The sequence below is a fragment of the Streptomyces sp. XH2 genome (genome assembly GCF_049725035.1).
GTDB lineage: Bacteria > Actinomycetota > Actinomycetes > Streptomycetales > Streptomycetaceae > Streptomyces > Streptomyces roseoverticillatus.
In genome coordinates this window covers 54984-80537 of sequence record NZ_JBMMMZ010000007.1, presented here as the reverse complement: position 1 = coordinate 80537, position 25554 = coordinate 54984, and the positions used below count along the sequence as shown (strand labels likewise).

Sequence of the window (25554 nt, the reverse complement as noted above, 5' to 3'; positions counted from 1 at the left end):
CGGCTTGGCGCGGGGGGGGGGCCCCCCCCCCCCCGGGGGGGCCCGGGCCCCCCACGCCACGCGAACCGGCGAACCGGACCGGAGGTCAGAAGCGGCGCGTGATCAGCGCCCGCTTCACCTCCTGGATCGCCTTGGTGACCTCGATGCCACGCGGGCAGGCGTCCGTGCAGTTGAACGTCGTGCGGCAGCGCCACACGCCGTCCTTGTCGTTGAGGATCTCCAGCCGCTGCTCACCGGCCTCGTCGCGCGAGTCGAAGATGAAGCGGTGGGCGTTGACGATCGCCGCCGGGCCGAAGTACTGGCCGTCGTTCCAGAACACCGGGCACGAGGAGGTGCACGCGGCGCACAGGATGCACTTGGTGGTGTCGTCGAAGCGCTCGCGGTCCTCGGCGGACTGCAGGCGCTCGCGCGTCGGCTCGTTGCCCTTGGTGATCAGGAAGGGCATGACGTCGCGGTAGGCCTGGAAGAACGGCTCCATGTCGACCACGAGGTCCTTCAGGACCGTGAGGCCCTTGATGGGCTCGACCGTGATCGGCTTGGCGGGGTTGATGTCCTTGATCAGGGTCTTGCACGCGAGGCGGTTCTTGCCGTTGATCCGCATGGCGTCGGAGCCGCAGATGCCGTGCGCGCAGGAGCGGCGGAACGTCAGCGTGCCGTCGAGTTCCCACTTGATCTTGTGGAGACCGTCGAGGACGCGCTCCTTCGGGTCGATCTCGACCTCGAAGTCCTGCCACATGGCCTCGTCCGAGACCTCCGGGTTGAACCGGCGGATACGGAAGGTGACCGTGATGTAGGGCGAGGCCGCGGATTCGGCCTCGACCTTGTCGAGAGTCGCGGTGCTCATCAGTACTTACGCTCCATCGGCTGGTAGCGGGTCTGGACGACCGGCTTGTAGTCGAGGCGGATCGAGTCCTTGCCGTCCGCGTCGACCTCGCGGTACGCCATGGTGTGGCGCATGAAGTTGACGTCGTCGCGGTGGGGGAAGTCCTCGCGGTAGTGACCACCGCGGGACTCCTTGCGCGCCAGCGCGGACACGGCCATCACCTCGGCCAGGTCGAGCAGGTTGCCCAGCTCGATGGCCTCCAGCAGGTCGGTGTTGAAGCGCTTGCCCTTGTCCTGGACGGACACGTTCTTGTAGCGCTCGCGCAGCTCGGCGATCTTCTCGACGGCCGTCTTGATGGTCTGCTCGGTGCGGAAGACCATGACGTTGGCGTCCATGGTCTCCTGCAGCTCCTTGCGGAGCTCGGCGACCCGCTCCTTGCCGGTGGAGTTGCGCAGCCGCTCGACCTGGTCGGCGACGAGCTGCGCCGGGTTCTCCGGCAGCTCGACGTAGTCGGCCTTCGCGGAGTACTCCGCGGCGGCGATGCCCGCGCGGCGGCCGAAGACGTTGATGTCGAGCAGCGAGTTGGTGCCCAGGCGGTTGGCGCCGTGCACGGACACGCAGGCGACCTCGCCGGCGGCGTAGAGGCCGGGGACGACGGTGTCGTTGTCGGCCAGCACCTCGCCCTCGACGTTGGTCGGGATGCCGCCCATGGCGTAGTGCGCGGTGGGCTGGATCGGGATCGGGTCCGTGTAGGGCTCGATGCCGAGGTACGTGCGCGCGAACTCGGTGATGTCCGGCAGCTTGGCGTCCAGCTGCTCCGGCGGCAGGTGGGTGAGGTCGAGGTAGACGTGGTCGCCCTCGGGACCGCAGCCGCGACCCTCGCGGATCTCCGTGTAGATGGAGCGCGAGACGACGTCGCGGGACGCGAGGTCCTTCATGACCGGCGCGTACTTCTCCATGAAGCGCTCGCCGTCCTTGTTGCGGAGGATGCCGCCCTCACCGCGGGCGCCCTCCGTCAGCAGGATGCCCATGCGCCAGATGCCCGTCGGGTGGAACTGGAAGAACTCCATGTCCTCCAGCGGCAGGCCGCGGCGGTAGCAGGCCGCCTGGCCGTCACCCGTGAGGGTGTGCGCGTTGGAGGTCACCTTGAAGAACTTGCCGGTGCCGCCGGAGGCGTAGATGACGGCCTTCGCCTGGAAGACGTGGATCTCGCCGGTGGCCAGCTCGTACGCGACGACGCCGGCGGACTTCTTGACGCCGTCGACCTCGGTGATCAGCTGGTCCAGGACGTAGAACTCGTTGAAGAACTCCACGCCCTCCTTGACGCAGTTCTGGTACAGCGTCTGGAGGATCATGTGGCCGGTGCGGTCCGCGGCGTAGCAGGACCGGCGGACCGGGGCCTCGCCGTGGTTGCGGCTGTGACCGCCGAAGCGGCGCTGGTCGATGGTGCCGTCCGGGGTGCGGTTGAACGGCAGGCCCATCTTCTCCAGGTCGAGGACCGCGTCGATGGCCTCCTTCGCCAGGATCTCGGCGGCGTCCTGGTCGACCAGGTAGTCACCGCCCTTGACCGTGTCGAAGGTGTGCCACTCCCAGTTGTCCTCCTCGACGTTCGCGAGGGCGGCGGCCATGCCGCCCTGGGCGGCGCCGGTGTGGGAGCGGGTGGGGTAGAGCTTCGTCAGGACCGCGGTCCGGCTGCGCTTCGTCGCCTCGATGGCGGCGCGCATGCCGGCGCCACCGGCGCCGACGATGACGGTGTCGTACTTGTGGATCTTCATGGTGTCGTCAGCCCCGGGCTCTAGCGGATGTTCGGGTCGAAGGTGAAGATCACCAGCGTGCCCAGCAGGACGGTGAACACCGTGGCCGCGTACAGCAGGTTCTTCAGCCAGAAACGGGTCGTCGCGCGCTCCGCGTAGTCGTTGATGACCGTGCGGAGGCCGTTGGCGCCGTGGAGCATCGCGAGCCAGAGCATGACCAGGTCCCAGGCCTGCCAGAACGGCGAGGCCCAGCGGCCGGCCACGAAGGCGAAGCCGATCTTGCTGACGCCGCCGTCGAGGACGAGCTGGATCAGCAGGTGGCCGAGGACCAGGACGACCAGGACGATGCCGGACAGCCGCATGAACAGCCAGCCGTACAGCTCGAAGTTGGTGCGGGTCGTCTTCGGGGTCTTCTTGGTGCGCTTGCGGGGCGCCTCGATGACCGGGGCCGGGTTGTCGACGTCGTAGAGGGAGACGTCGGCCGCGGCGGCGGTGGCGGGGGTGGTTTCAGACATTTCGCGACTCAGCTCCCGAACAGCGTGCGCAGCGTGTGCTGGAGCACGGGGTAGAAGGCGCCGCCCATCAGCACGACCCAGATACCGACGACCCACCACAGCATCTGCTTCTGGTGCCGCGGTCCCTTGGACCAGAAGTCCACCGCGATGATGCGGAGGCCGTTGAGCGCGTGGAAGAGGATGGCGGCGACGAGGCCGTACTCCATCACATTCACGACGGGCGTCTTGTACGTCGCGACGACGTCGTCGTACGCCTCGGGGGAGACGCGGACGAGCGCGGTGTCCAGGACGTGCACGAACAGGAAGAAGAAAATGAGGACGCCGGTGACTCGATGAGCCACCCAGGACCACATGCCTTCCCGGCCGCGGTACAGCGTTCCAGCCGGCACGGAAAACCCTCCGGGAGCGGGGATCAGGGCCTGCCGGCTTCTCTGTCGGTCGGGCCCGGCCGGGTACGGTCCACCGGCCCTGGCCATCGTAGCGACGCCTTGTCGGTTCGGCGTCCCGGGGTCCGCAGGTGTGATCAAACAGGCATGTACGCGCCGGTCAAGGGCCGGAAGGGGTGCTTCCGGGGTGCTGGGCGTCCCCCTTGTGACCTGCGATGTTCGGCTGAATGGGTGTTATGTCCCACCGGGTCGGGCCTGTTGCGGCCCGCAGGGCCGCAGGGTGTGCGGCCGCACGGGCGGGGTGTCCGGCGCGAGCCGGGCGAGCCGGCCGCGGGCGAGCCGGGAGAGCTCGGCGGCGGTGACGGCGGCCTCGTCCGCCGGGGCGGCGGCCAGGCGGACGCGCAGGGAGGCCAGGGAGCGGTCCAGGGCCTCGTCCGGGCGGCAGCCGTCCAGGCACAGCACGAAAACATGGCCGAATCTGTGCTCGTAAGCGGCGTGGGCCCGGCGTAAGGCGCGGCGGGCCGCCTCGGTCGCGGGGGAGGGCGGGGCGCCCGGGGACCCCCGGGAGGCCGCGCGGCCGGAGCCTGTGAACAGGTGCTGGGGGACCGTCTCGTCGGCGAGCGCCTCGGCCAGGTCGGCCGGGCCGAGGGCGCGGGCGATGTGCTCCGCCGTGCGCAGCAGGGTGCGCAGGTCGGGGTAGGGCCGCAGGTCGGCGAGGTGGCGGGCCCAGCGGCGGCTCCCGCAGCAGGCCAGGAGTGCGGCTTCGGCGGCGCCCGGCGCGGCGGAGTTGAGCCGGTCGAGGCCGTGACGTTCGAGGCCGTGACGTTCGGCGTGGGACAGCGCGGGCCCCCGATCTCCGGCGAGTCAAACTGGGCCGCCACCGTAGCGACGCTTATCGGACAGCGGCCGAGCGATGCAGGAATTTCATTCGGACGGAGGCGATTTCCGGCGCGCAGTGGACATGGGCCGTCCCTTTGCGGACAAAAGCCATTATTTTTGGGGCAAGCGGACCGAAAGGTCTCATAAGAGGAGGCTTGCTCCATGGGACTGCGCCTCAGGACGACAAGGGCATCGGCCGTCCGCGGGACCGTCTGCGCCGGCGTCCTCCTCGTCACCATGACGCTGATGGGCTGCCCCCGCGAAGGCGGCACCGGCCGGCCCGGCCAGGACGACTCGCGCTCCCCGCGGGCCTCCTCCGCCTCGCCCTCGGCTGCCGGCTCGTCCGCCCGGCAGTCCTCCGCGCAGGCCCCCGTCCCCGCCGGCATCCCCCGCGCCATCCCCGCCGTCCGCTCCGCCGAGTCCGCCCCCGGCCCCGGCTGGCGGCCCGCGGACGGCGCCCGCGTGATCGCCTCCGGCCCGCTCGCCGACGAGGGCCGCCGGCTCGCCGGCGAGCTCCACCTGCAGTACGCGGCCGCGGGCCCCGCCCGCTCCGGCGACGTCGAGCTCGCCCTGCGCCCCGGCGGCGCGGGCCCGGGACCGCTCGCGGCCGAGGGCTACGAGCTGACCGCCCGCGACGGCAGGGTGCTGGTCGCCTCGGCCGGCGAGCCCGGCGTGTTCTACGGCACGCGCACCCTCCTGCAGGCCGTGCGCTCCGGCGGCGGACTCCCCGAGGGCGTCGTCCGCGACGCCCCCGACCGCGCCCAGCGCGGCCTCCACCTCGACATCGCCCGCAAGCACTTCACCGCCCGCTGGATCGAGGACCGCCTGCGCGAGCTGTCCGCCCTCAAGCTCAACCAGCTCGCCCTGCACTTCTCCGACGACCAGGGGTTCCGCATCGAGAGCGACTCCCACCCCGAGATCGTCTCCAAGCAGCACCTGACCAAGGCCGAGGTCCGCCGCATCGTGGCCCTCGCCGAGTCCCTGCACGTCACCGTCGTTCCCGAGCTCGACTCGCCCGGCCACCTCGGCGCCGTGATCGCGGCCCACCCCACGCTGCAGCTGCGCGACGCCGCCGGCACCGCCGCCCGCGGCGCGATCGACATCGCCAACGCCGACTCCGCCCGCATCGTCGACGACCTGCTCCGCGAGTACGCCCCCCTCTTCCCCGGGCCGTACTTCCACCTCGGCGCCGACGAGTACCGCGCCCTGATGGCCAAGAACCCCGAGGCCTCCTACCCGCGCCTGGCCGCCCGCGCCAAGGAGAAGTACGGGCCGCGCGCCCGCGTCCAGGACCTGGCCACCGGCTGGCTCAACGACCGCGCCGCCGTCGTGCGCACCCTCGGCAAGAAGGCCAAGGCGTGGAACGACGGCTTCTTCCCCGGCGGCGTCGTCACCGCGAACAAGGACATCGAGGTCGAGTACTGGACGGGCAAGGAGATCGGCGCCCGCGCCCCGCAGGACTACCTCAACGAGGGCCGCAAGCTCGTCAACCTCAACGACGAATACCTCTATTACGTCCTCGGCGAGCCCAACCAGTTCACGTACCCGACCGGGCAGCGCATCTACGAACAGTGGTCGCCGGCGGTGCTGCGCGGCACGGCACCGGTGCCCGCGCCCGCCGGGCCGGACCGGGTGATGGGCGGCCGGCTCGCCGTCTGGTGCGACCGGGCCGCCGCGCAGACGCCGCAGCAGGTCGCCTCCGGCATCCGGCTGCCGCTCGCGGCGACGGCCCAGCGGCTGTGGGACGCGCGCCGGCCGGCGATGCCGTGGCGGGACTTCGCGTCCCTGGACGCGGCCGTCCGTTAGGCGGTCATGCAGGGGCTCCGGTGACGCCCGATTCCGCCGGACCCTCGCCATAGCGGTGGCGCGCCGCGGCGGCGGATTCAGGGATGCGGCAGCATCTTTGACCTGCCGGGCTGCCGGGTTCCCTGACCTGTGGGACTGCCGGGCTGCCGGCCTGCCGGGGCCGGTGAAGGGTGACACCCGTCACCCCTCGCACCGCCGCCGCGGCGAGCAGCCACAGCGGCGGCATCCGGCGGTGCCGGACCCACTCGAACCCGTACGGCATCGCCCGCCCCCACCGCAGGCGGGACCCGCGGAATGCGGAGCTACCGGTACAACCCCGGCCAAGGGCCGGGCGGCCGCGCCCGGTGCGTGCGACCGTCCCCCCGGAGGGCCTAACCTCCGGGGGAAGGCACGCGCATCCGAACGAGGGCCCGATGAAGATCGAATTCCTGCTGCACAACGCGTACGGCATCGGCGGCACCATCCGCTCGACCGTCAACCTCGCCGCCGCCCTCGCGGACCGGCACGAGGTGCGGATCATCAGCGTCAACCGGCCCGTGGACGAGCCCGAGCTGGTCATCGACCCGCGGGTGCGCCTCACGCCGCTGGTCGACCTGCGCGAGGGCACCGACGGCGACGAGTACGAGGCGCCGCTCAACCAGCAGCCCAGCGCGATCTTCCGGGACGAGCGCATCGACAACGGCCGCATGGCCGCGACGGCCCTCACCGACCAGCGCGTGCGCGACCACCTCGCCGCCACCGACGCCGACGTGGTCATCGCCACCCGCCCCAAGCTGATCGGCTACCTCTCCACGTACGGCGCAGGCCGCTACCTGCGCCTGGGCCAGGAGCACCTCACGCACGAGGCCCACGTGCCCGAGCTGCACGCGGTGATGGACCCGGCGATCTCCGCCCTCGACGCCTTCACCACCGTCTCCGAGGCCGACGCCGGGCACTACCGGGAGGCCCTCCCCGACGCCCGCGCGCGCATCCTCTCCATCCCCAACGCCGTCCCCGCCCCGGCCGCGGAGCCCTCCGACGGCACCTCCCGCCTGATCGTCTCCGCGGGCCGGCTCGTCGCCGTCAAGCGCTACGACCGGCTCATCGCCGCCTTCGCGAAGGTCGCCGCCCAGCGCCCCGAGTGGCACCTGCGCATCTACGGCCGCGGCCCCGCCAAGGCCAAGCTGCGCAAGCAGATCGAGGAGCTCGGCCTGTACGAGCGGATCACGCTCATGGGCGCCCGCTCGCCCATCGAGACCGAGTGGTCCAAGGGCGCCGTCGCGGCCGTCGCCTCCGACGCCGAGTCCTTCGGCATGACGATCGTCGAGGCCATGCACGCCGGCCTGCCGGTCGTCGCGACCGACTGCCCGTACGGCCCGCGCGAGATCCTCACCGACGGCACGGACGGCGTGCTCGTGCCCCTCGACGACTCCGACGCCGTCGACGCCTACGCCGACGCCCTGCTGAGGGTCACCGGGGACGCCGCCCTGCGCGCCCGCCTCGGCGCCGCCGCCCGCGAGACCGCCGGCCGCTACGAGCCCTCCCGCATCGCCGCCCGCTACGAGGAGCTGTTCGAGGAGCTGCGCCCGGGCTCCACGACCGTCGCGGAGAAGAAGAAGGGCCTGTTCGGCGGGCTCTTCGGCGGCGGCCGCAAGAAGCAGCCGGCCGTGGCCGCCCCCGCCCCGGCCGGGACCGCCCACCCCGAGGCCCGCTGCGCCGTCGCCGCCGACGGCTCCCTCGTCGTGCGGCTGCGCGCCGACCAGCTCACCGCCGCCGACACCCACCTGCTCCTGCGGCACCGCGGCACCAAGGGCAAGGAGGCCGTGCGCGTGCCGCTCCCCGCCCGCCGCGAGCCCGGCACCTGGGTCGAGGCCCGCCTCGACCGCGCCGCGCACCCCCTGGCCGAGGGCCGCTGGGACACCTACGCCGAGCGCTCCGGCGACAAGTCGCGCCGCCGGCTCACCGCCGCGCTCGTCGAGCAGAAGGGCCTGCTCGGCCTGGACCTCGCGGAGACCGCGGCCGGCGTCGCCGCCGTCGTCCCGTACGAGACGAGCGACGGCTTCCTCGCCGTCCGCACCTGGCTGCGCCCCCAGCACGCCGAGGCCGCCGAGGTGGTCGTCGGCGACGACGGCATCCGCGTCGGCGTCCGGGCGTACGGCACCGAGCTCGGCGCGGGCGGCGAGCTGATCGCGCGGCTGCGGCACGGCGACGGCTCGGCCGGCGACGTCCGCGCACCGCTGGCCGACGGCTCGGGGACCCTGCCCTACGAGCCGATGCGGCAGCGGCAGAAGCCGGACGAGGAGCAGGACCTGTGGGACCTGTGGGTGCGGCCGAAGGCGGGCGCGGCGCTCGTGCGCGTCGGCCGGCTCGCCGGCGACTTCGCCGACCGCAAGGGCGTCGACACCTTCCCGGGCGCCGTCCGCGGCGAGGTGCGGCTGCGCCCGTACTTCACGGTGACGAACGACCTGACGATCACGGTGAAGGACGTGGCGCGGGAGGACGCGGCGTAGGCCCTCGCGGCAGGGGGAGGGCGGGCCGGAACGGAGGACGGCCGGTGCCGCCACCCCCCACAGGAGAGGCACCGACCGCCGTCCGGCGTGAACCCTGGTGGGGCCCACACCTCCTACAGCGCCGCAGGCCATTAATTCGTCACACTGTCAGACCGGCCGGTGCGGGGTCCCCGCGCCGGGGTGCCGGTGACCCTTTCTGGACGAAGCCGGGTCACTGCCCGTAACGTGCGGGTCCGCGCCGGTGCCGGTGCGCATCTCTCGCTTGTTGGTTCCAGTGGCCGGGGCAATCCGGACGAACGGGAAGCCGGCCGCTCCCAGGGGGTTCTCACCTATGTATCCGTGCGGTAACTGCCGCGCCGCCGCCGTCGGTCCGGACGGCCGCTGCGCCGCCTGCGGCGCATACCAGCAGCAGGCCGCCGCCATGGCGCCCGGCCCCGCGCCCGCCTACCCGTACGCCCCCGCGATGCCGGCCGCCCCGATGCCCGTCGGCGGCGTCGACCTGCGCCGCGGCCTGCGCATCGGGCTGATGGTCGCGCTCGGCGTGAGCGTGGCGGTCATGCTGGCCGTCTTCTGGGCCGGCACCCAGACGCGCATGGCGCTGCAGGACATGCTGGACAACGGTGTGACCGCCACCACGGAGGGCGACCTGGAGGACGCGCAGGGCGCGGCCACGGTGACCACCATCCTGTCCTTCCTGGCCACGGCCGCGACGGCCACGCTCTGGGCCGTCTGGTTCCGGCGCGCCCGGATCAACGCCGAGTTCTTCGCGCCCGGCGGCCACCGGTTCGGCATCGGCTGGGCGGCGGGCGCGTGGTTCACGCCGGTCGTCAACCTCTGGTTCCCCAAGCAGATCGCCAACGACATCTACAAGAGCAGCGCTCTACCGGGCGCCCGCGCCCCCAAGGGCCTGCTGAACTCCTGGTGGACCCTGTGGATCGCCGCCATGGTCTGCAAGATCGTCTCGTCCGCGCTGAGCGCCGGCGCCAGCGCGCGGATCGCCACCAAGGGCTACGACGGCTCGACCTGGCGCGAGGACGTCGAGGCGCTGCAGAACTCGGTCAACGTCGCGAGCTTCGGCACGCTGCTGATGGCCGTCGCCGGCGTCCTGGCCCTGCTCGTCGTCCGCCAGCTCGGCGGCCTGCAGGAGCAGCGCGCGATGGCGGGCCCGGCCGGCATGCCCGGCGCGCCCGGCGGACCCGTGCCCGCCGGTGTGCCGTACGGCGCGCCCGGGTATGTCCCCGGGCAGCAGCCCGGCGGCCCCGCGGCCGGCTGGCCCCACCCGCCGCAGAATCCTTACGGCAGCGGGCCGGCGGGCTACTGAGCCACGGAATCTCCGAGTGGTGCAGGATGAGGGCGTGCAGGGGGACGACGCCGAGCTGACGGCCGCGGTGTGCGCGGCCCAGGGTGGGGACGAGACGGCATTCCGTACGGTCTACCGCTCCGTGCAGCCCCGTCTGCTCGGGTACGTGCGGACGCTCGTCGGCGAGGCCGACGCGGAGGACGTGGCGTCCGAGGCGTGGCTGCAGATAGCCCGTGACCTCGGCCGGTTCAGCGGCGACGCGGACCGTTTCCGGGGCTGGGCCGCGCGGATCGCGCGCAACCGCGCCCTGGACCACATACGCATGCGCGGCCGGCGCCCGGCCATCGGCGGCGACGAGAGCGAGCTCGCCGGCCGCGCCGCCGACGCCGACACTGCCGGGGAGGCCCTGGAGGCCCTCGGCACCGGCAACACCCTCGCGCTGATAGCGCAGCTCCCGCAGGACCAGGCCGAGGCCGTCGTGCTGCGCGTCGTCGTCGGCCTCGACGCGAAGAGCGCGGCCGGGGTGCTCGGCAAACGCCCGGGCGCGGTGCGCACCGCCGCGCACCGCGGGCTGCGCCGGCTGGCCGAAATGGTCACGGCGGGAACCAACGGGGTCGATGCGGCGACCGGGACTGTGGGGGCGAACGGAACGGTGCCGGCGGGCAAGCGGGTCACCGAAGCCGTCCCCCAGCAGCGGCGGGCACACCCCGGGGACCACCCCGGAGCGAACGCTTCTGCCGGTGTGACGCAAATGCGTGCTCGGACGCAGAAGGACATGTGATGGCGGACGACCACCGGTACGACTGGCTGGAAGACTGGCTGGACGACGACGCCGTGGAGCGCTTGCTGAACGGGTCGCCTGCCGCCGGCCCGGCGCGAGGCAGCGCAACTGCCGACGAAGACATGACGGCCGATCCGGCCGGCGACGCTCCTGAAAACGGGACTGCGCACGACGGCGGCGCCTCGGGCACGGGTGCCACCGGCGGCGCCTCGGGCGGTGCGGGTTCGGGTGCGGAGTGGACGGCGGGTGCCGCGGGTTCGGGTGCGGGCCGGGTGGCGGGTGCTGCGGGTTCCGGTACGGAGCGGACGGCGGGCGTTGCGGGCTCCGGTGCGGACCGGACGACCGGCGCTGCGGGGTCCGGTGCGGACCAAACCGGCCTCTCTGCGGTCGGCGCGGCCGGCGACGGCGGGTCTGCAGCCGGTGCGGTCGGCGTGCCCGCCGCCGAAGCCGGTGCCGCTGCCGAAGTCCATGCCGAAGCCCATGCCGAAGCCGTCACCGACGACGCCTCCCCAGGAGGCCGCACCGTAGCCGGGACCGGCGCATTCGCCTCCGGGGCGGAAGCCGCGAGCGGCGCGGCCCCCGCGCCCCGGGCGGCCCGGAGCGCGCCGGACGGCCGCGCCGGCAGCCCCGCGCCGGAGGGCGCCCCCGTTCCGGCCGAGGCCGAGCGGCTCGTCGCCGCGCTCCGCGCACTCGTGCCCCCGCCGGCCGTGGACGGTGTGCCGCTGCCCGGGGAAGAGGCCGCGCTGGCCGCGTTCCGCGAGGCGAACGCCGCCGTGGCGGTTCCCGTCACGCCCGAGTCCGCGCCCGAACCCTCCGTGCGGCTCGGCGTCCCCGCCGCCCCGCGCCGCCGGCTCTTCTCCCGCTGGCAGCCCGTCAAGGCCGCGCTGGTCACGGCCCTCGCGGGCTGTGCGATCGGCGGGGTCGCGGTGGCCGCCGGCGCGGGCGTGCTGCCCGCGCCCTTCGGCCGGGCGGGCGGGGAGCCCGCGGCCGCGCCCAGCGTGTCCGCCTTCGGCGACGACCCCGCCGGGAACGTCACACCGGACGGCCGCCGCGTACCCGGCGCCTCGCCGTCCCGCGGCCGGGACGGCGGCCCGAGCGGCAGCGGCACCCCCGACGGGTCCGGCAGCTCCGCGCCCGGCGCGGGCAGGAGCCGTACGCCCGGCGACAGGAACGAGCCCGCGGGCTCCCCGTCCGCCTCGCCGCGCCCCGGCAGGAGCAAGGACGGCGACAAGGACGGCAACGGCCGTGGCGACGGCACGAAGCCCGGCACGGCCTGGGCCGTCCGCATGTGCCGCGACTACCTGGACGCCCAGAAGCACCGCGGCAGCACCGTCGACGAGGACGACGTCCGCACGCTGGAGCGCGCCGCCGGCATCGGCAGCGCCGTCGACCTGCGCGCCTTCTGCGAGCGCCTGGTCAAGGCGGACGACGCCGCCCGCTCCGGCACGGCGACGGGAACCGGCGGGCTCACGAGCGGCCCGGCCGGCTCCGGCACGGGCGGCGACGGCAGCGGCGGTACCGGCGATCCGAACGGAGTATTCCGCCTTGTGCCGCCCGTCCGGAGCAGTACGGGTTTCGGCGCTCCGGCCCCGGGTGTGACGTTTTCCGACCCCGCGGCGCTGTAGGAAGTGAGCCGACTGGTCATCGGCTGCGCATGAGCCGGAGTTCCCCCCATACCGTCGGCTCCTGCGCATCGGCGCGGGCGGGGCTCTTCCCCCGGCTCTGCCCGCGCCCCCCTCTCTTCCGCCCGCCCCGCCGCTAGAGTCCGGTGGAGGAACGCCCGCCACCGAGGGCGCTCCGCAGCGGAGAGCGGGAGGCGTCGCATCCCATGACCCGGTCGACCGAATCAGGCCTGCCCTTCCAGCCCGTCTACGGCCCCGAGGCCCTCGCCGGCTGGGACCCCGCCGAGCGGCTCGGCGCGCCCGGCGCGTACCCCTACACGCGGGGCGTGTACCCGACGATGTACACGGGCCGGCCCTGGACGATGCGCCAGTACGCGGGCTTCGGCACCGCCGCGGAGTCCAACGCCCGCTACCGGCAGCTCATCGCGCACGGCACCACCGGCCTGTCCGTCGCCTTCGACCTGCCCACGCAGATGGGCCACGACTCCGACGCGGACGTCGCGAGCGGCGAGGTCGGCAAGGTGGGCGTCGCCGTCGACTCCGTCGAGGACATGCGGGTGCTCTTCGGCGGCATCCCGCTCGGCGAGGTCTCCACGTCGATGACCATCAACGCCCCCGCCGCGCTCCTGCTGCTGATGTACCAGCTCGTGGGCGAGGAGCAGGGCGTCCCCGCGGACCGCCTCACCGGCACGGTCCAGAACGACGTCCTCAAGGAGTACATCGCCCGCGGCACGTACATCTTCCCGCCGAAGCCGTCGCTGCGGCTGGTGGCCGACACCTTCGCGTACTGCGGCGCCGAGCTCCCCAAATGGAACATGATCTCGATCTCGGGCTACCACATGGCCGAGGCCGGCGCCTCGCCCGCGCAGGAGATCGCCTTCACCCTCGCCAACGGCATCGAGTACGTCCGCACGGCGGTGGCCGCCGGCATGGACGTCGACGCCTTCGCCCCGCGCCTGTCCTTCTTCTTCGTCTCGCGCACGACGCTGCTGGAGGAGGTCGCCAAGTTCCGGGCGGCCCGGCGGATCTGGGCGCGGGTGATGAAGGAGGAGTTCGGCGCCCGCGACCCGAAGTCGCAGATGCTGCGCTTCCACACGCAGACGGCCGGCGTCCAGCTCACCGCCCAGCAGCCGGAGGTGAACCTCGTGCGCGTCGCCGTCCAGGGCCTCGCGGCCGTCCTCGGCGGCACCCAGTCCCTGCACACCAACTCCTTCGACGAGGCCATCGCCCTGCCGACGGACAAGGCGGCCCGGCTGGCGCTGCGCACGCAGCAGGTCCTCGCGTACGAGACGGACGTGACGGCCACCGTCGACCCGTTCGCCGGCTCGTACGCGGTGGAGTCCCTGACCGACGCGGTCGAGGCGGCGGCGGTGGACCTCATGACCCGCGTGGAGGAGCGCGGCGGGGCGGTCGCCGCCATCGAACAGGGCTTCCAGAAGGCCGAGATCGAGCGCAACGCGTACCGCATCGCCCAGGAGACCGACAGCGGCGAGCGCGTCGTCGTCGGCGTCAACCGCTTCCGGCTCGACGAGGAGGAGCCGTACGAACCGCTGCGCGTGGACCCCGCCATCGAGTCCCGGCAGCGGGAGCGGCTCGCGCGGCTGCGGGAGGAACGGGACGGCCGGGCGGTGGAGGCCGCGCTGACGGCCCTGCGCGAGGCCGCCGCGGGGACGGACAACGTCCTGTATCCGCTGAAGGACGCGCTGCGGGCGCGGGCGACGGTGGGGGAGGTGTGCAACGTGCTGCGGGAGGTGTGGGGGACGCACGTCCCGGCGGACGTCTTCTGACGTCATCCGACGTCTTCCGGGGCGGTTCTCCGCGTGCTCTCCGTGAGCGACACTGGAGGGTATGTCCGCTCCCCGCCGCGCCTGCCCCGTATGCACTCGCGAGATCGCCGTCGTCGGCGGCCGCTACGCCCGCCACGACCCGCCGGGCCGCCGCCCCGCCTTCTCGTACGAGCTGGTCTCCTGCCCGGGCTCGCGCCGCTCGGCGCCGCTGCTGGCGACGGAACCGCGGCTGTTCGACCCGGAGGAGCCGCCGATGGACGGCCAGCAGCAGCTGTTCTGACCGGGGGTTCCGCGAAGATCTGACCGGGGTTCCGCGAAGAGGGGAGTTTCTCCCACCGACACGCGCCCGTGTGACCCCGGAGAATGACGGGACGTACAGGAACGGCACGGGGCGGACGGGAATGAAGGAAGAGAGGCGCGAGGGCTTCTCCCTCGGCAAGGGACTGGTCACGGGGCTCAAGGCGCTACGGCGCTCCCTCGTGCTCAGCGCGCTGTCGGTCACGGAGAGCCTGGCGGGCCTGTGGTTCGGCCTCGCGGTCACGACGGCCGGCTGCGGCCTGGGCCTGTTGCTGCTGCCGCGCGCCGCGCAGAAGATACGCGGGCTGGCTGCCGGGCAGCGTGAGCTGGCCCGCCGGTGGTCGGGGGTCGGCATCCCCGACCCGTACGCGCCTCCGTACGAGCCGCCCGCGCCGGCTTCGGAGGGCGTGGTCGCCCGCGCCCGGCTCGTCCTCAAGGACGGCCGGACCTGGCGGGACTGGCGCTGGGTGACCGTCGGCCCGATCGTGGGCGGAGCGCTGGCCTTCGCACCGCTCGCCCTCGTCCTCAGCGGCCTCTGGGGCGTCTTCCTCGGCTTCGAGGGGGAGCGGCTCGCGGACGCGTGGGGCGGGATCCGGTTCGGCTTCCTGCCCGTCGAGGGCCCGGTCACGGCCACGCTCGCCGGGGTGCTGGGCGTCTGCGAGCTGGGGCTCGCGCTCTGGGTCGCGCCACGGACGGTGCGCGCCCACGCCCGGTTCGCCCGTACGCTCCTCGCACCGGGCGAGGCCGAGCGGATGGCCCACCGCATCGAGCACCTCTCCACGACGCGCTCGTACGCCGCCGACGCGCAGATGGCAGAGATCCGGCGCATCGAGCGGGACCTGCACGACGGCGCGCAGGCGCGCCTCGTGGCCATGGGCATGACCCTGGACGCTGCCGAACACCTGCTGGAGAAGAACCCCGAGGCCGTCCGGGGGCTGCTGAGCGAGGCCCGCAAATCGTCCGCCAAAGCGCTGGAGGAGCTGCGCGACCTCGTGCGCGGCATTCACCCGCCGGTCCTCGCCGACCGCGGCCTGCCCGACGCCGTACGGGCCCTGGCCATGGTCAGCCCGCTGACCACGGAGGTGGTCTTCGAGGTGCCCGGGCGCCCCGAGCCGCCCGTCGAGTCCGCCCTGTACTTCGCGGTCTCCGAGGCCCTGACCAACGCCGCCAAGCACTCCGGCGCCGGGCGGGCGTGGATCGACGCCCGCTACGAGGAGGCGGACGGCACGCTGCGGGTGACCGTGACCGACGACGGGCGCGGCGGCGCCGACGTGACGCGCGGCACCGGGCTGCGCGGCCTCGAACGGCGCCTCGCCACCTTCGACGGCGTGCTGGCCGTCAGCAGCCCCGCGGGCGGCCCGACGATCGTGACGATGGAGGTGCCGTGCGCGTTGTCCTCGCCGAGGACCACTTCCTGCTGAGGGACGGTCTGATCCGGCTGCTGGAGGCCTTCGGGCACGAGGTCGCCGAGGCCGTCGACAACGGTCCCGGCCTCCTCGCCGCCCTCACCGCCCACCGCCCCGACCTGGCCGTCGTCGACGTCCGCCTCCCCCCGGGCTTCGCCGACGACGGCCTGCGCGCCGCCCTCACCGCCCGCCGGGCCCTGCCCGGCCTGCCGGTGCTGCTCCTCTCCCAGTACGTCGAGCCGCTCTACGCCCATGAGCTCCTCGCCGACGGCGCGGGCGCGGTGGGCTACGTCCTGAAGGACCGGGTCTCCAACGGCGTGGAGTTCATGACGACGCTGGAGTGCGTGGCGGGCGGCGGCACGGTCATGGATCCCGAGGTCGTCTCCAAGCTCCTCGGGAGCAAGGACCGCGACCGCGGGGTGGCCGCCCTCACGCCGCGCGAACGCGAGGTCCTGTCGTGCCTGGCACAGGGCCGCTCCAACGCCGGCATCGCCGAGGCGCTGTTCGTCACGGAGAAGGCCGTGTCCAAGCACATAGGGAACATCTTCACGAAGCTGGAGCTGCATGCCTGCGACACGGACAACCGGCGGGTGCTGGCGGTCCTGGCCTACTTGGAACGCTGAGCGCGGCAGAGGGTGTCGTGCGCCGGCCGCTTGCCGGTGACGAGGAACTCGCTGACCGCACGGTCGCTGCAGGCGTTGCCGGTGTCGAGCCACACGCCGTGGCCCCCGGCGTCCACGGAGACGAGACGGGCGCGGTCGCCGAGGGCCTCGCGCATCTTCAGACCGCCGCGGTGGGGCGTGGCCGGGTCGCGCAGGTTCTGCACCATGAGGATGTTGGACGGGCCGCGGGAGGTGATGCGGGTGGTCTTCTCCGCGGGCGCGTCCTTCCAGAACGCGCACGGGGTGATGGACGCCGGCATGCCTGCGGTGAGGGGATGGCGGACGCGGTCCACGGCGACGTCCCGCTGGTACGAGGCGACGTCGCGGGGCCAGGCCACGTCGTTGCAGACGATGCCGGCGAACACGGCCGCGTCGCGCTGCGTGAGCGGCTGGGGGAAGGGGTCGGGCGCGGTGACCGGGCCGTCGCCGCCGCTGCGGGCGGCCCGCATCAGCGTGGCCAGGGTGGGGTAGCGCTCCTTGCCGTACAGGCTCATCTGCATCACCTGCCGCAGCACGTTGCCGGTGAGCGGACGGCCGGTGTCCTTGAACGTACGGGGAGCGCGGTCGAGCTCCGCGGCGAGCGCGAGGAACCCGGGGCGGACGTCCTCGGCACGCTCCGCGACCCGGTCCTTCCCGCGGGCCGGGTCGGCGGCCCACCGGGCGAAGTCGGGGAAGGCGTCGTCGGCACCTCCCGACATGTTGTTCAGCCAGCCGTGCGCCACGCGGGTGGGATCGGGGTCCGCACTGCTGTCGAGCACCCAGCGGTCGGTGCGCTCGGGGAACATCTGCGCGTAGACGGCACCGGCGTACGTCCCGTAGGACGTGCCGACGGCGGACAGCTTCTTCTCGCCCAGGGCGTCGCGGAACCGGTCCATGTCCCGCGCCTGGTTGCGGGTGGTGAGACTGCGCAGGACGTCCCCGCCGTTACGGGCACAGGCGTCGGCGATGCGCCGGGCACGTTCTATCCCCTCGGAGATGTCGCCGTCCGGGCGCGGCCAGGCCCGGAAGCTGAGCATCTGCCGGTCGTCCTCGGACACCCCGCAGTCGGCGGCGGTACTGCCGCCGACGCCGCGCGGATCGAGCCCGACGATGTCGTACGCCCCCTTGGTGGCCTTGCGCACCTTCTCCCCCTGCCGTGCCACGTCCTCCACCCCGGACCCTCCGGGCCCGCCCGCTATCAGCAGGAGCGTGCCGCGCCGTGCCTGCGGCCGGTCGGAGCGGAGCCGGGACACGGCGATGTCGACGGTGGGCCCGGAGGGCTTGCGGTAGTCGAGGGGGACGGGGAGCGTGGCGCACTCGCTCCCGGGGGCGCTGCCTTCGGCGGTACAGGGGTGCCACTTGAGGGCGGGAGGGCCGGCGGACGAGGAGGCGGCCTGCGCGGGAACGCTCAACGCGGTGGCACAGGCGGCGGCGGACAGGGCCACGATCACGGCTGTACGGCTACGGGATCTCATGGACACAAGGCTGTCCGCCGCCGGATCACCTGCCCATGAGGCCAACTCCCGGTCCGGAGGTGGGGACAGCCATACCCGTAAGGGCTGGATGTCAGGGCGATGTCGGGGTCTCCTGCCCTATTTCCAGGGGATGTTGAGCCAGGGGCTGGCAGGGTCAGTGGTGAGGAGACGGTGAGCGTCGACCATTTCCTGGTACCAGCTGCCGAATTCCTCCTCGTCGAAGTGGAGGCATCGCCCAAGGGTGAAGCCGGCGGAGAAGTCCTCCCACGAGCGGTAGGCGGACTGCGCGGCACGACCGGCACGGAGCACGGCCTGCTCGGCCTCCTCCAGGGTGCAGAACCGCGCCCCGAGCCCCCAGCGGGCCATGCCGGAGGCCCGCCCGTAGTCCCAGGCCTCCGTGGTCCGGATGAAGGAGCCCTCCGGCAGCAGTCCGTCCGCGCGGAAGCGGGCCTCGTAGCGGGCGATGCGCCCGATCATCCGTCGCACGCCCGCGACCTGCGACTCCGCCTCGGCTGCCGATACGGTCCGCCCCTGGGTGACCCCCTCGGGCGTGATCCGGGCCTCCCCGGCCTCCTCGATGCGGCGCCGCAGCACGCGCTCGGCGCTCTCGCGCCAGTGCTCGACGGTGACGGCCCCGGCGAAGTCCCGGGCGAGCGCGTGCCGGACGCCCAGGACGAACTGCCACACGTCACTGACCATGTCCGCGTTGAGCAGCTGTTCCTGGGAGCGGGACCATTCCTCACGGCTGGTGACGCCCCAGAATTCCGCCAGCCGGTGGCGTTCGTGGTGGTAACCCGTGCCGTGATAGGCCATGGAATTCCACAGCTCGCCGTTCTTCACGAACAACAACGCCCCGCAGGCCAGCCCGTGAGCGACCGGCCCGTGCAGGGGGCCGCCCACGTGGAGAGCGCGCAGCGTGCCGTGCGCGTGGGACTGCCCGCAGGCGCTGTCGGCGCTGCGAGCGTTGCGGGCGCGCTCGTGATGCTGCCGCCAGACGGCCCGGTGAGCGGGCGTCGTCGGCAGGAACGCCTCGCAGGGACTGCCGGGGTTGACCGCCAGGAACGGCGGATCAGCGTCCTGCCAGGCGCGGCCGTACCACTCCAAGGAACGCGAGACGAACACCGGGTCGGGGACCGGCACCGGCAGCATCCCCTCGGTGAACACCGCCAGGCATTGCGTGTTCGTCTGCGGATTCCAGTACGGGGTGAAGAACACGGCGTCGGGAGCCGAGTCGGCCTGCCGCCGCGAGACGGCCAGGAAGAGGTTGGTCCCGGCCAGCACGTCGAAGAAGGCGGGCCAGTCGCCGCGCGTCTTCGCCTCGTACAGGCGCCGCTCGATCTCGCTCGGCGCGGTCCAGGGAGGCGGCGTTGCCGGTCGGCCGACTGGCCCCTCCTCGACGTTCAACATGCCCATGGTGGAAATTTTAGCGATGGCACAGTGAGCCCTGTGTGCCCCCGGCACTCACAACAGGTAGGGGTAGAGATCGATAGCTGATGCGGTAAATGCCAATACGGACCCCTCCGCCGGTCTCTCCGCAGCGTCAAGCTCTACGAGCACGATGTCTGAATGAATCCTGAGTGAAATAACGGGGTCTTCATCGGCATGCTCTACGGTTCCGGAGACGTGGATTATTTCACCCTCTGCGGATTCGATAGTGTCGAGCCTGCCGCCAGGCACACCTGTCGAATCCCAGGAGTGAATGACTTCGGGAACTTCGATTTCGACGTCGAAGTTGCCGAGCAGAGCAGGCTGTGGCCCCTTCCAGAATCCTCTCGCCGTCCCCGCGGGGGAGTGAAACTCAACCTTGCCGGATTCGCTGTCCAGGATGTTCGAAACTTCGATTCGCATTATTTCAATCCTAGCGGGACTCGCACCATGGTGTTTCCCACAACCCATTCGTTGGTCGGGGCGTAATACTCCCACGTCTCCATGTGGAAGTGGAACTTTGTCGGTTTGCTGTTCATTTCATGGTCGCCCATTCGAATGCTTCGCTGTCCATCCGCAGAGACCAGACGGTTTGGATCTATTTGGCCGGTTCGGGGATGAATATTCGTATATGGCCCATCGCCGAGAAAGTTGCGCCAAGCATCTGTGACCTGGTGAGGCTTCAGCGGTTTGGGTGCGGTCACTTCCGCAAGGCTGGTTACCTTCTCCTGCGGAGGACAGGGCGCGAGCCCCAGCGGGTCGACCCAGGCATTCGGATTGTCGACGTATATGGACGGGTTGGGGCCCGGGGTCAGGCCCAGGGGGTCCGGGGACGTGTAGCGGGCCGAGTCCGGGTCGTAGTGGCGGTGGTAGTTGTAGTGGAGGCCCGTTTCGGGGTCGAAGTACTGGCCCGGGAAGCGGAGTGGGGTGTACGTCGTGCTGTCGCGCGACCACGCCGTCGTGCCCCAGAGCGTGGAGCGGGTGCGCCAAGCCGTCCGGCCTGTTTCGTCGATCAGTTCCGTCGGCGTGCCGACCAGGTCCGTCACGATCGCGAAGAACCGGCGGTCCACCTCGCGTTGAGGCGCCTCCGCCGCCGAGATGCGTTCCGTCTGGGATATCGGGTGGAGGCCCTGGTAGTCCCAGGTCAAGGTTATGGGGTTGGGCAACCCCACAGCCGTGCTGGTCTGTTCAGCGAGTTTCGTGCCGTCCCACGTGAAGTCCACGCGTTCCGCCACCCCGCCCGTCGCCGACAGGCGTTCCTTCGCTATTCGGCGGCCCAGTGGGTCGTACGCGTAGCGCCAGCGCGTGCCGTCCGGAGTCACCACCGACGTGAGGCGGTCCTCCGCGTCCCACTCGTAGCGCCATGTGTCGGGTTTACGAGACAGGCGCGTCTTCTGGCGGACCACCACCCGGCCCTGCTCGTCGTGCTCGTAGCGGATTCCGCCCGCGCGCGTTATGCGCGTGCCCGTGTACGTGCGCGCGCCCTGCGCCTCCGCGCCCGGGTGCCTCGCCGGCCACTCCGCCTCCGTCTGGTTGCCCGCCTCGTCGTAGGCGTACCGTTCCTGCCAGTTCGCCGCGCTGACCGTCGTGACGCGGCCCGCCGCGTCCAGCTCGAAGGTGCGGGAGCCGTTCGTGACGTCCGTGATGCCGGTGAGGTGGCCGTCGCGGCGGTAGGTGTAGGCGCGGTGCTGGAGGAGTTCCTCCCCGGCGCCCTCCAGTCCCTGGGACACCAGGCGCCCCACGGCGTCCCATGCCGACGACAGGGTCAGGCCCTGCCCGAAGCGGCGTGCCACCTCCCGGCCCGTCGCGTCGTGTTCGAGGTCGAAGACCTGCCCCGAGGCGGTCAGTGACGCCCGCCGCCCCGCCGCGTCGTACGTCCACGTGCTCACCGCCCCGCCCGGCGTCACCCGGCGCGTGCGCCGCCCGAGCGCGTCGTACGCGAAGGTCAGCGTCCGGCCGTTCGTCGTCTCCGACTTGACGCGGCCGAGCCGGTCCCGGCTGTAGACCACCGTGGCGTCGGGGCCGCTCGCCTCCGTCAGGCGGCCCGCGGCGTCGTGCACGTACGTCGTCTCCGTGCCCGCCGCGTCCTTCCGGACCACGCGCCCCAGCACGTCGTGCTCGTACGTGATCGTTTCGCCCAGCCCGTTCGTGCGGGACACGAGCCGCCCCGCCGCGTCATGCGCGTACGTCAGCGTCCGGCCGTCGAAGTCGGTCTCGGCGGCCGGACGCCCGGCCGGGTCATAGACGTAGTCCCAGGTCAGGCCCTGCGGGTTGGTGACGCGGGTGAGCTGGAGGAGGGTGTCGTGCGTGAACTCGTGGCGCACGCCGTCCGGGCCGGTCCGGGCCGTCAGGACGTCGAAGGGCCCGTACTCGTAGCGCGTGACGCCGCCGAGGGCGTCCGTGTGCGCCGTGCAGTTGCCCTCGCCGTCGTACGTCCACCGTTCCTCGGCGCCGTCGGCGGCGATGCGGCGGGTGAGCTGTCCCTCCACCGTCCACGTCAGGCGGGTCGTGGAGCCGAGCGGGTCGATGACGGTCGTCACGCGGCCGAAGGAGTCCCGGCGGTAGCTGGTGACGGCACCGAGCGGGTCGGTGATCTCGACCGGCAGGCCCGCCCTGTTGCAGGTGATGCGGGTGGTGTTGCCCAGGGCGTCCGTCACGGATGACAAATGGCCGGCGTCGTCGTACGCGTACCGCGTCTCCGCGCCCGCCGGGTCCGTTGTCGACGTGCGGTTCCCCGCCCCGTCGTACCCGTGGCGCCAAACCGAGCCGTCCGGGCCCGTCGTCGTCTCCGGCAGGCCGAGGGCGTTGTACGTGGCCGTGATCCGCTTGCCGTCCGGCCGGAACACGTCCGTCAGGCGCCCCTCCGTGTCGTAGCGGAACTCCGTCCTCACGCCCAGTGGGTCCGTGCGCGAGAGAAGGCGGTCGTGGCGGTCCCACGACGACAGCGTGGTGGCGCCGGTCGCATCCGTCTCGGCGACGATCTGCGAGCGCCGGTTGATGGTGAAGGCGGTGGTGTGACCCAGAGAGTTCGTCACCCGGGTGACGCGCAGACCGCTGTCCGGATCCGGGGCGCCGTACTCCAGGGAGGAGCGCATGTGCCCGTCGGTGCCGGTCTGGAAGACGCAGCGGTCCCCGTCGTCGTAGACGTACTCGTAGTGCGTGTCGTTCCGGTCGGTCCACGACGTCATCCGGCCGCGATCGTCGTACCCGAAACGCAGCGGCAACCCCGAGGAGTTGGTGACCTCCGTGAGGTCGCCCGCCTCGTCGTAGCCGTAGCGGATCACCTCCGTCCCGGCCAGGTGCAGGGCCGTGACGCGGCCGCCGTCGGTGGTGATGCGGAGCCGCTGGCCGGCGCCGTGGACGATCGCGGCAGGCGTGCCGTCCGCCTCGTACTCGTACGTGATCCAGTGATGACCGCCGCGGTCCGTCAGCTGGTGCAGCAGAGCCTCGCGGCCGCCCTCGCGGAGAGCGAAGTGACGGATGAGGCCCGTGTCCGGCTCCGTGACGGCGTACGAGCCGTCCGTTTCGACCGACAGCGGCCACCGCGGCCCCCTGGCGGGCAGCGTGGCCACGCCCGGCACCGGGTGCGGGTACTCCAGCAGCCGCCCGTGCTCGTCGACGAAGATCACGCCCTCGTCGTCGATCTCCAGCCGCTGGTCCACGGTGCTCGCCCACGACGGGCCGAACCACCGGCCGCAGCGGTATCCGGACTTCATGTGGCGGGAGAAGACCAGGGGGAGCGCGCCGGGCAGCGCGACGTCGGTCTGCGGCAGGAACATGCGGCCCGTGGCGATGTCCACGGGGTCCGTCTCGCAGACCTCCACGTTCTTGGGGTCCTTGTTCGGCTCCGGCGGGTGCTCCCGGGTCGCGGCGCGCGCCGCGCTCTCCGCCCCCTCCTCACCCGCTCGCGCCCCGGCCCGGGCTCCCGCCCGCGCGCCGATCTCCGCGCCCTTCCGCGCCGCCCCCGCCCCGAAGCGCGTGCCTGCCCCCGCCGCCCCGCCGGTGGGCAGGGACAGCAGGAAGTTGCCGAAGAGGCGTCCCCCGGCCTCGGACGGGTCCGATCCCCAGCCGGGGCCGAGCAGGGCGCCCGGAATGCGCTCCGGGTGGGACGCGAGGGAGACGAGACCGGCAGCGGTGTTGCTGACACCGTTGAGGTACTCCGCGGGGTGCGTGACGTTGTACGGGTCCAGCGGGTTCATGCTGCGGCCGAACTTCACCAGGTCCGTACCGGCCCGGAAGACCCCGCCGCCGAAGTGCAGCAGCTCGACCTGCGCGCCCTGGGCGAAGCCCTGGGCGTCGCCCTTCATGCGGGTGTGGAAGGCCGGTTCCTTCGGGGCCGCCTCCACCGCCTTGTCGATCTTCGCCTTGGCCTCGCCCGCCGCCGTGTTGCGCTGCTTGCGCGCCTCGTCCAGGATGCGGTGGGCCTCCTTGACGTCGGCGGCACCGGGGTCGTGGAAGTCCCCCGGCCGCTTGCCCGGGTCCTTGCCCTCCTTCACCTTCGCCTTGTACGCGTCGACCTTCTCGTCGTGGGCGTCGGCGGCCTCCTTCGTGGCCTTCTTGCCCTGCTTGTAGAGGCGGATCGCCTCCAGCGCCTGCTTCTGCGCCCAGCGGACCGTGTGCGCGTACGAGGTGAGAGCGCTCGCGGCGTGCTCGCAGGCGTCGGCGGCCTGCGCCCACTTCTTCGCCTCCGGCGCGATCCGGGCGTCGAAACCCTTCGCGCCCTCGCCCTTCCACTCCCCGGAATGGACGCGCTGAAGGCCCGCGTGGGTGGTGTTGAAGGCCTTCTTGAAGGCCTGGAGGTGCTTGGCGGCGGCCTCGATGTTCCCGGGCTCGCCGTGGATCAGGGCCAGCGGGTTCTCGGTCTGCCCGAGCTGCTGTTCCTTGACCTCGGCACCGAGCTCCGAGGCGGCCCGGTCGCCCAGGTACCTGACCGCGAGCGCCTCGTCGTGCGCGCCGACCTTGTCGAGGGCCTTGGCGGCCTTGCCCGCGCCCCACTCGACGGCTTCGCCGGCCTTCTTCTCGACCTTGTGCACACCCTTTTCGGCCAGCTCGCCGACGGCGTCGATCGGGTCCCAGAGCCCCATCAGCCGGCCACCTCGGGCTCGCCGGACTGCGAGGGCCGGCCGCCATCCAGCTTGTCGGCGAGCTTGTTCGCCGCGTCCGTGCCCTGACGGCCGAGCGGGCCCCTGCCGAAGCCGTTCCCCGCACCCGTGCTGGCGTCGCGGAGGGTGTTCGCCCACACCTGGCGGCTGTTCTCGCCGGCCTTGCGGAACGATTCGGCGCTGTAGTCCGGGTTGCGGAAGTCGTTGACGGGGTTGTCGGCGAGGATCTCGCTCATGGACTTCTTCTCGACGTCCTCTTCCAGGAGGTGCGGATTGCCCATGGCGGCGTTCACGCCGACCTTGAACGAGTCCCGGATGTACACGTCCTGCTCGTGGTAGTAGCCCGCGGCGAGGCCGACCCGCTCGGCGAACCGGCTGCCGTCCTGGACCAGGGTCCGGACGCCCCAGTCCCACCGGTCGCAGAACGTCTTGAAGGCGGCGGCCAGCCCCTCGTGGCCCAGCTCGACGCCGCTGAGGGCGAGTTCGTCGAAGCCGCGGCCGACAGCCGCCTCGCCGGGGGTGCCGAGGGACTTCAGCTCGCCTATGGCTTCGTTGATGCCCTTGGCGATGTTGTTGAGTGCCGCCGCGTCTGCGGCGAGGTTGGGGTCGTTCACGCCGCACCCTCAGCGTCCGCGTCCGCATCAACGGCGTACGCGTCCGGCACGATCCCGACCACCGGCGGGAACAGCACCGGCTCCGGGCTGCCGACATCGAGCGCGACGCCCGCCGGTACGCCGACCGCCGGCACGACCACGTCCAGCAGCCGCGCGCCCAGCACCGTCCGGTACGCCCAGTCCGCCGTCCCGTCAGCCCCCTGCGCGAGCGCGAACCGCCCGAGAGCCGCCTCGTTCGTGAACGCGTAGATCCACCGGATCCCGCCGTATTCGGCGGACCACAAACCGTCCTGACTGTCCGACGGCACCAGCACCGCCGTGCGCCGGAACCGGCCGACCAGTGCGGCCGGCCGCCCCTCCTGCGCGTGCAGTGCGCGGATTTCGTCCGTCAATGCCGTCGATGACGTCAACTCTCGCCTCCCCAAGCCAGAGGAAGGGTACAAAATGAGGCC

The 25554-nt window shown here is 72.5% G+C and carries 20 protein-coding genes; 9 read left to right on the top strand and 11 right to left on the bottom strand.

Going from position 1 to position 25554, the window contains the following annotated elements:
• Nucleotides 1-85: 85 nt before the first annotated feature.
• From ACOTKD_RS15580 to ACOTKD_RS15560, 5 genes are all read right to left on the bottom strand, one after another.
• Nucleotides 86-844 (bottom strand): succinate dehydrogenase iron-sulfur subunit, encoded by a 759-nt coding sequence (locus tag ACOTKD_RS15580; RefSeq protein ID WP_106681169.1) that lies wholly within the window; start codon nt 842-844, stop codon nt 86-88.
• Nucleotides 844-2598, bottom strand: coding sequence for a succinate dehydrogenase flavoprotein subunit (sdhA, locus tag ACOTKD_RS15575; protein ID WP_424889533.1), 1755 nt, complete (start codon nt 2596-2598; stop codon nt 844-846). The genes ACOTKD_RS15580 and sdhA overlap by 1 nt, the downstream gene beginning before the upstream one ends.
• Nucleotides 2599-2618: 20 nt before the next feature.
• Nucleotides 2619-3092 (bottom strand): succinate dehydrogenase hydrophobic membrane anchor subunit, encoded by a 474-nt coding sequence (locus ACOTKD_RS15570; RefSeq protein ID WP_030368230.1) that lies wholly within the window; start codon nt 3090-3092, stop codon nt 2619-2621.
• Between the two features lie 8 nt (nt 3093-3100).
• Nucleotides 3101-3481, bottom strand: coding sequence for a succinate dehydrogenase, cytochrome b556 subunit (gene sdhC, locus ACOTKD_RS15565; RefSeq protein ID WP_043190173.1), 381 nt, complete (start codon nt 3479-3481; stop codon nt 3101-3103).
• A 231-nt stretch (nt 3482-3712) separates the two neighbouring features.
• A complete protein-coding gene (locus tag ACOTKD_RS15560) occupies nt 3713-4318 on the bottom strand; it encodes a 2-oxo-4-hydroxy-4-carboxy-5-ureidoimidazoline decarboxylase (RefSeq protein ID WP_424889835.1) in 606 nt (201 codons plus the stop codon).
• Between the two features lie 201 nt (nt 4319-4519).
• Here ACOTKD_RS15560 and ACOTKD_RS15555 point away from each other — a divergent pair, with 201 nt between their 5' ends.
• The 9 genes from ACOTKD_RS15555 (at nt 4520) to ACOTKD_RS15515 (ending at nt 16468) form a co-directional block, all read left to right on the top strand.
• Nucleotides 4520-6163: a beta-N-acetylhexosaminidase gene (locus ACOTKD_RS15555; RefSeq protein ID WP_424889532.1), complete on the top strand. Its 1644-nt coding sequence runs from the start codon at nt 4520-4522 to the stop codon at nt 6161-6163.
• A gap of 413 nt (nt 6164-6576) precedes the next feature.
• Nucleotides 6577-8652 carry a glycosyltransferase gene (locus tag ACOTKD_RS15550; RefSeq protein ID WP_424889531.1) on the top strand — a complete coding sequence of 692 codons (2076 nt, stop codon included), beginning with the start codon at nt 6577-6579 and terminating at the stop codon, nt 8650-8652.
• 331 nt (nt 8653-8983) lie between these two features.
• Nucleotides 8984-9973 carry a DUF4328 domain-containing protein gene (locus ACOTKD_RS15545; protein WP_424889530.1) on the top strand — a complete coding sequence of 330 codons (990 nt, stop codon included), beginning with the start codon at nt 8984-8986 and terminating at the stop codon, nt 9971-9973.
• Nucleotides 9974-10007: 34 nt separating this feature from the next.
• A complete protein-coding gene (locus ACOTKD_RS15540) occupies nt 10008-10733 on the top strand; it encodes an RNA polymerase sigma factor (RefSeq protein WP_424889529.1) in 726 nt (241 codons plus the stop codon).
• On the top strand, nt 10733-12358 hold the full coding sequence (locus ACOTKD_RS15535; RefSeq protein WP_424889528.1) for a hypothetical protein: 1626 nt from the start codon (nt 10733-10735) through the stop codon (nt 12356-12358). The genes ACOTKD_RS15540 and ACOTKD_RS15535 overlap by 1 nt, the downstream gene beginning before the upstream one ends.
• A gap of 203 nt (nt 12359-12561) precedes the next feature.
• Nucleotides 12562-14142 (top strand): acyl-CoA mutase large subunit family protein, encoded by a 1581-nt coding sequence (locus tag ACOTKD_RS15530; protein WP_424889527.1) that lies wholly within the window; start codon nt 12562-12564, stop codon nt 14140-14142.
• Nucleotides 14143-14203: 61 nt separating this feature from the next.
• Nucleotides 14204-14422 carry a hypothetical protein gene (locus ACOTKD_RS15525; RefSeq protein WP_106678233.1) on the top strand — a complete coding sequence of 73 codons (219 nt, stop codon included), beginning with the start codon at nt 14204-14206 and terminating at the stop codon, nt 14420-14422.
• Between the two features lie 121 nt (nt 14423-14543).
• Entirely contained in the window at nt 14544-15860 is a 1317-nt protein-coding gene (locus ACOTKD_RS15520) for a sensor domain-containing protein (protein ID WP_424889526.1), read from the top strand.
• Nucleotides 15824-16468, top strand: a complete 645-nt coding sequence (locus ACOTKD_RS15515) for a LuxR C-terminal-related transcriptional regulator (RefSeq protein ID WP_424889525.1) — start codon at nt 15824-15826, stop codon at nt 16466-16468. Before ACOTKD_RS15520 ends, ACOTKD_RS15515 begins: the two co-directional genes overlap by 37 nt.
• Here the strand turns inward: ACOTKD_RS15515 and ACOTKD_RS15510 are convergent.
• The 6 genes from ACOTKD_RS15510 to ACOTKD_RS15485 form a co-directional block, all read right to left on the bottom strand.
• Nucleotides 16453-17961, bottom strand: a complete 1509-nt coding sequence (locus ACOTKD_RS15510) for an alpha/beta hydrolase (RefSeq protein WP_424889524.1) — start codon at nt 17959-17961, stop codon at nt 16453-16455. The genes ACOTKD_RS15515 and ACOTKD_RS15510 overlap by 16 nt on opposite strands.
• Nucleotides 17962-18078: 117 nt before the next feature.
• Nucleotides 18079-19374: a DUF1266 domain-containing protein gene (locus ACOTKD_RS15505; RefSeq protein ID WP_424889523.1), complete on the bottom strand. Its 1296-nt coding sequence runs from the start codon at nt 19372-19374 to the stop codon at nt 18079-18081.
• Between the two features lie 48 nt (nt 19375-19422).
• Nucleotides 19423-19809 (bottom strand): hypothetical protein, encoded by a 387-nt coding sequence (locus ACOTKD_RS15500; RefSeq protein ID WP_424889522.1) that lies wholly within the window; start codon nt 19807-19809, stop codon nt 19423-19425.
• Nucleotides 19809-24470 (bottom strand): putative T7SS-secreted protein, encoded by a 4662-nt coding sequence (locus tag ACOTKD_RS15495; RefSeq protein ID WP_424889521.1) that lies wholly within the window; start codon nt 24468-24470, stop codon nt 19809-19811. Before ACOTKD_RS15495 ends, ACOTKD_RS15500 begins: the two co-directional genes overlap by 1 nt.
• Entirely contained in the window at nt 24470-25102 is a 633-nt protein-coding gene (locus ACOTKD_RS15490; protein WP_424889520.1) for a hypothetical protein, read from the bottom strand. Before ACOTKD_RS15490 ends, ACOTKD_RS15495 begins: the two co-directional genes overlap by 1 nt.
• Nucleotides 25099-25512: a hypothetical protein gene (locus ACOTKD_RS15485; protein WP_424889519.1), complete on the bottom strand. Its 414-nt coding sequence runs from the start codon at nt 25510-25512 to the stop codon at nt 25099-25101. Before ACOTKD_RS15485 ends, ACOTKD_RS15490 begins: the two co-directional genes overlap by 4 nt.
• Between the last annotated feature and the right edge of the window lie 42 nt (nt 25513-25554).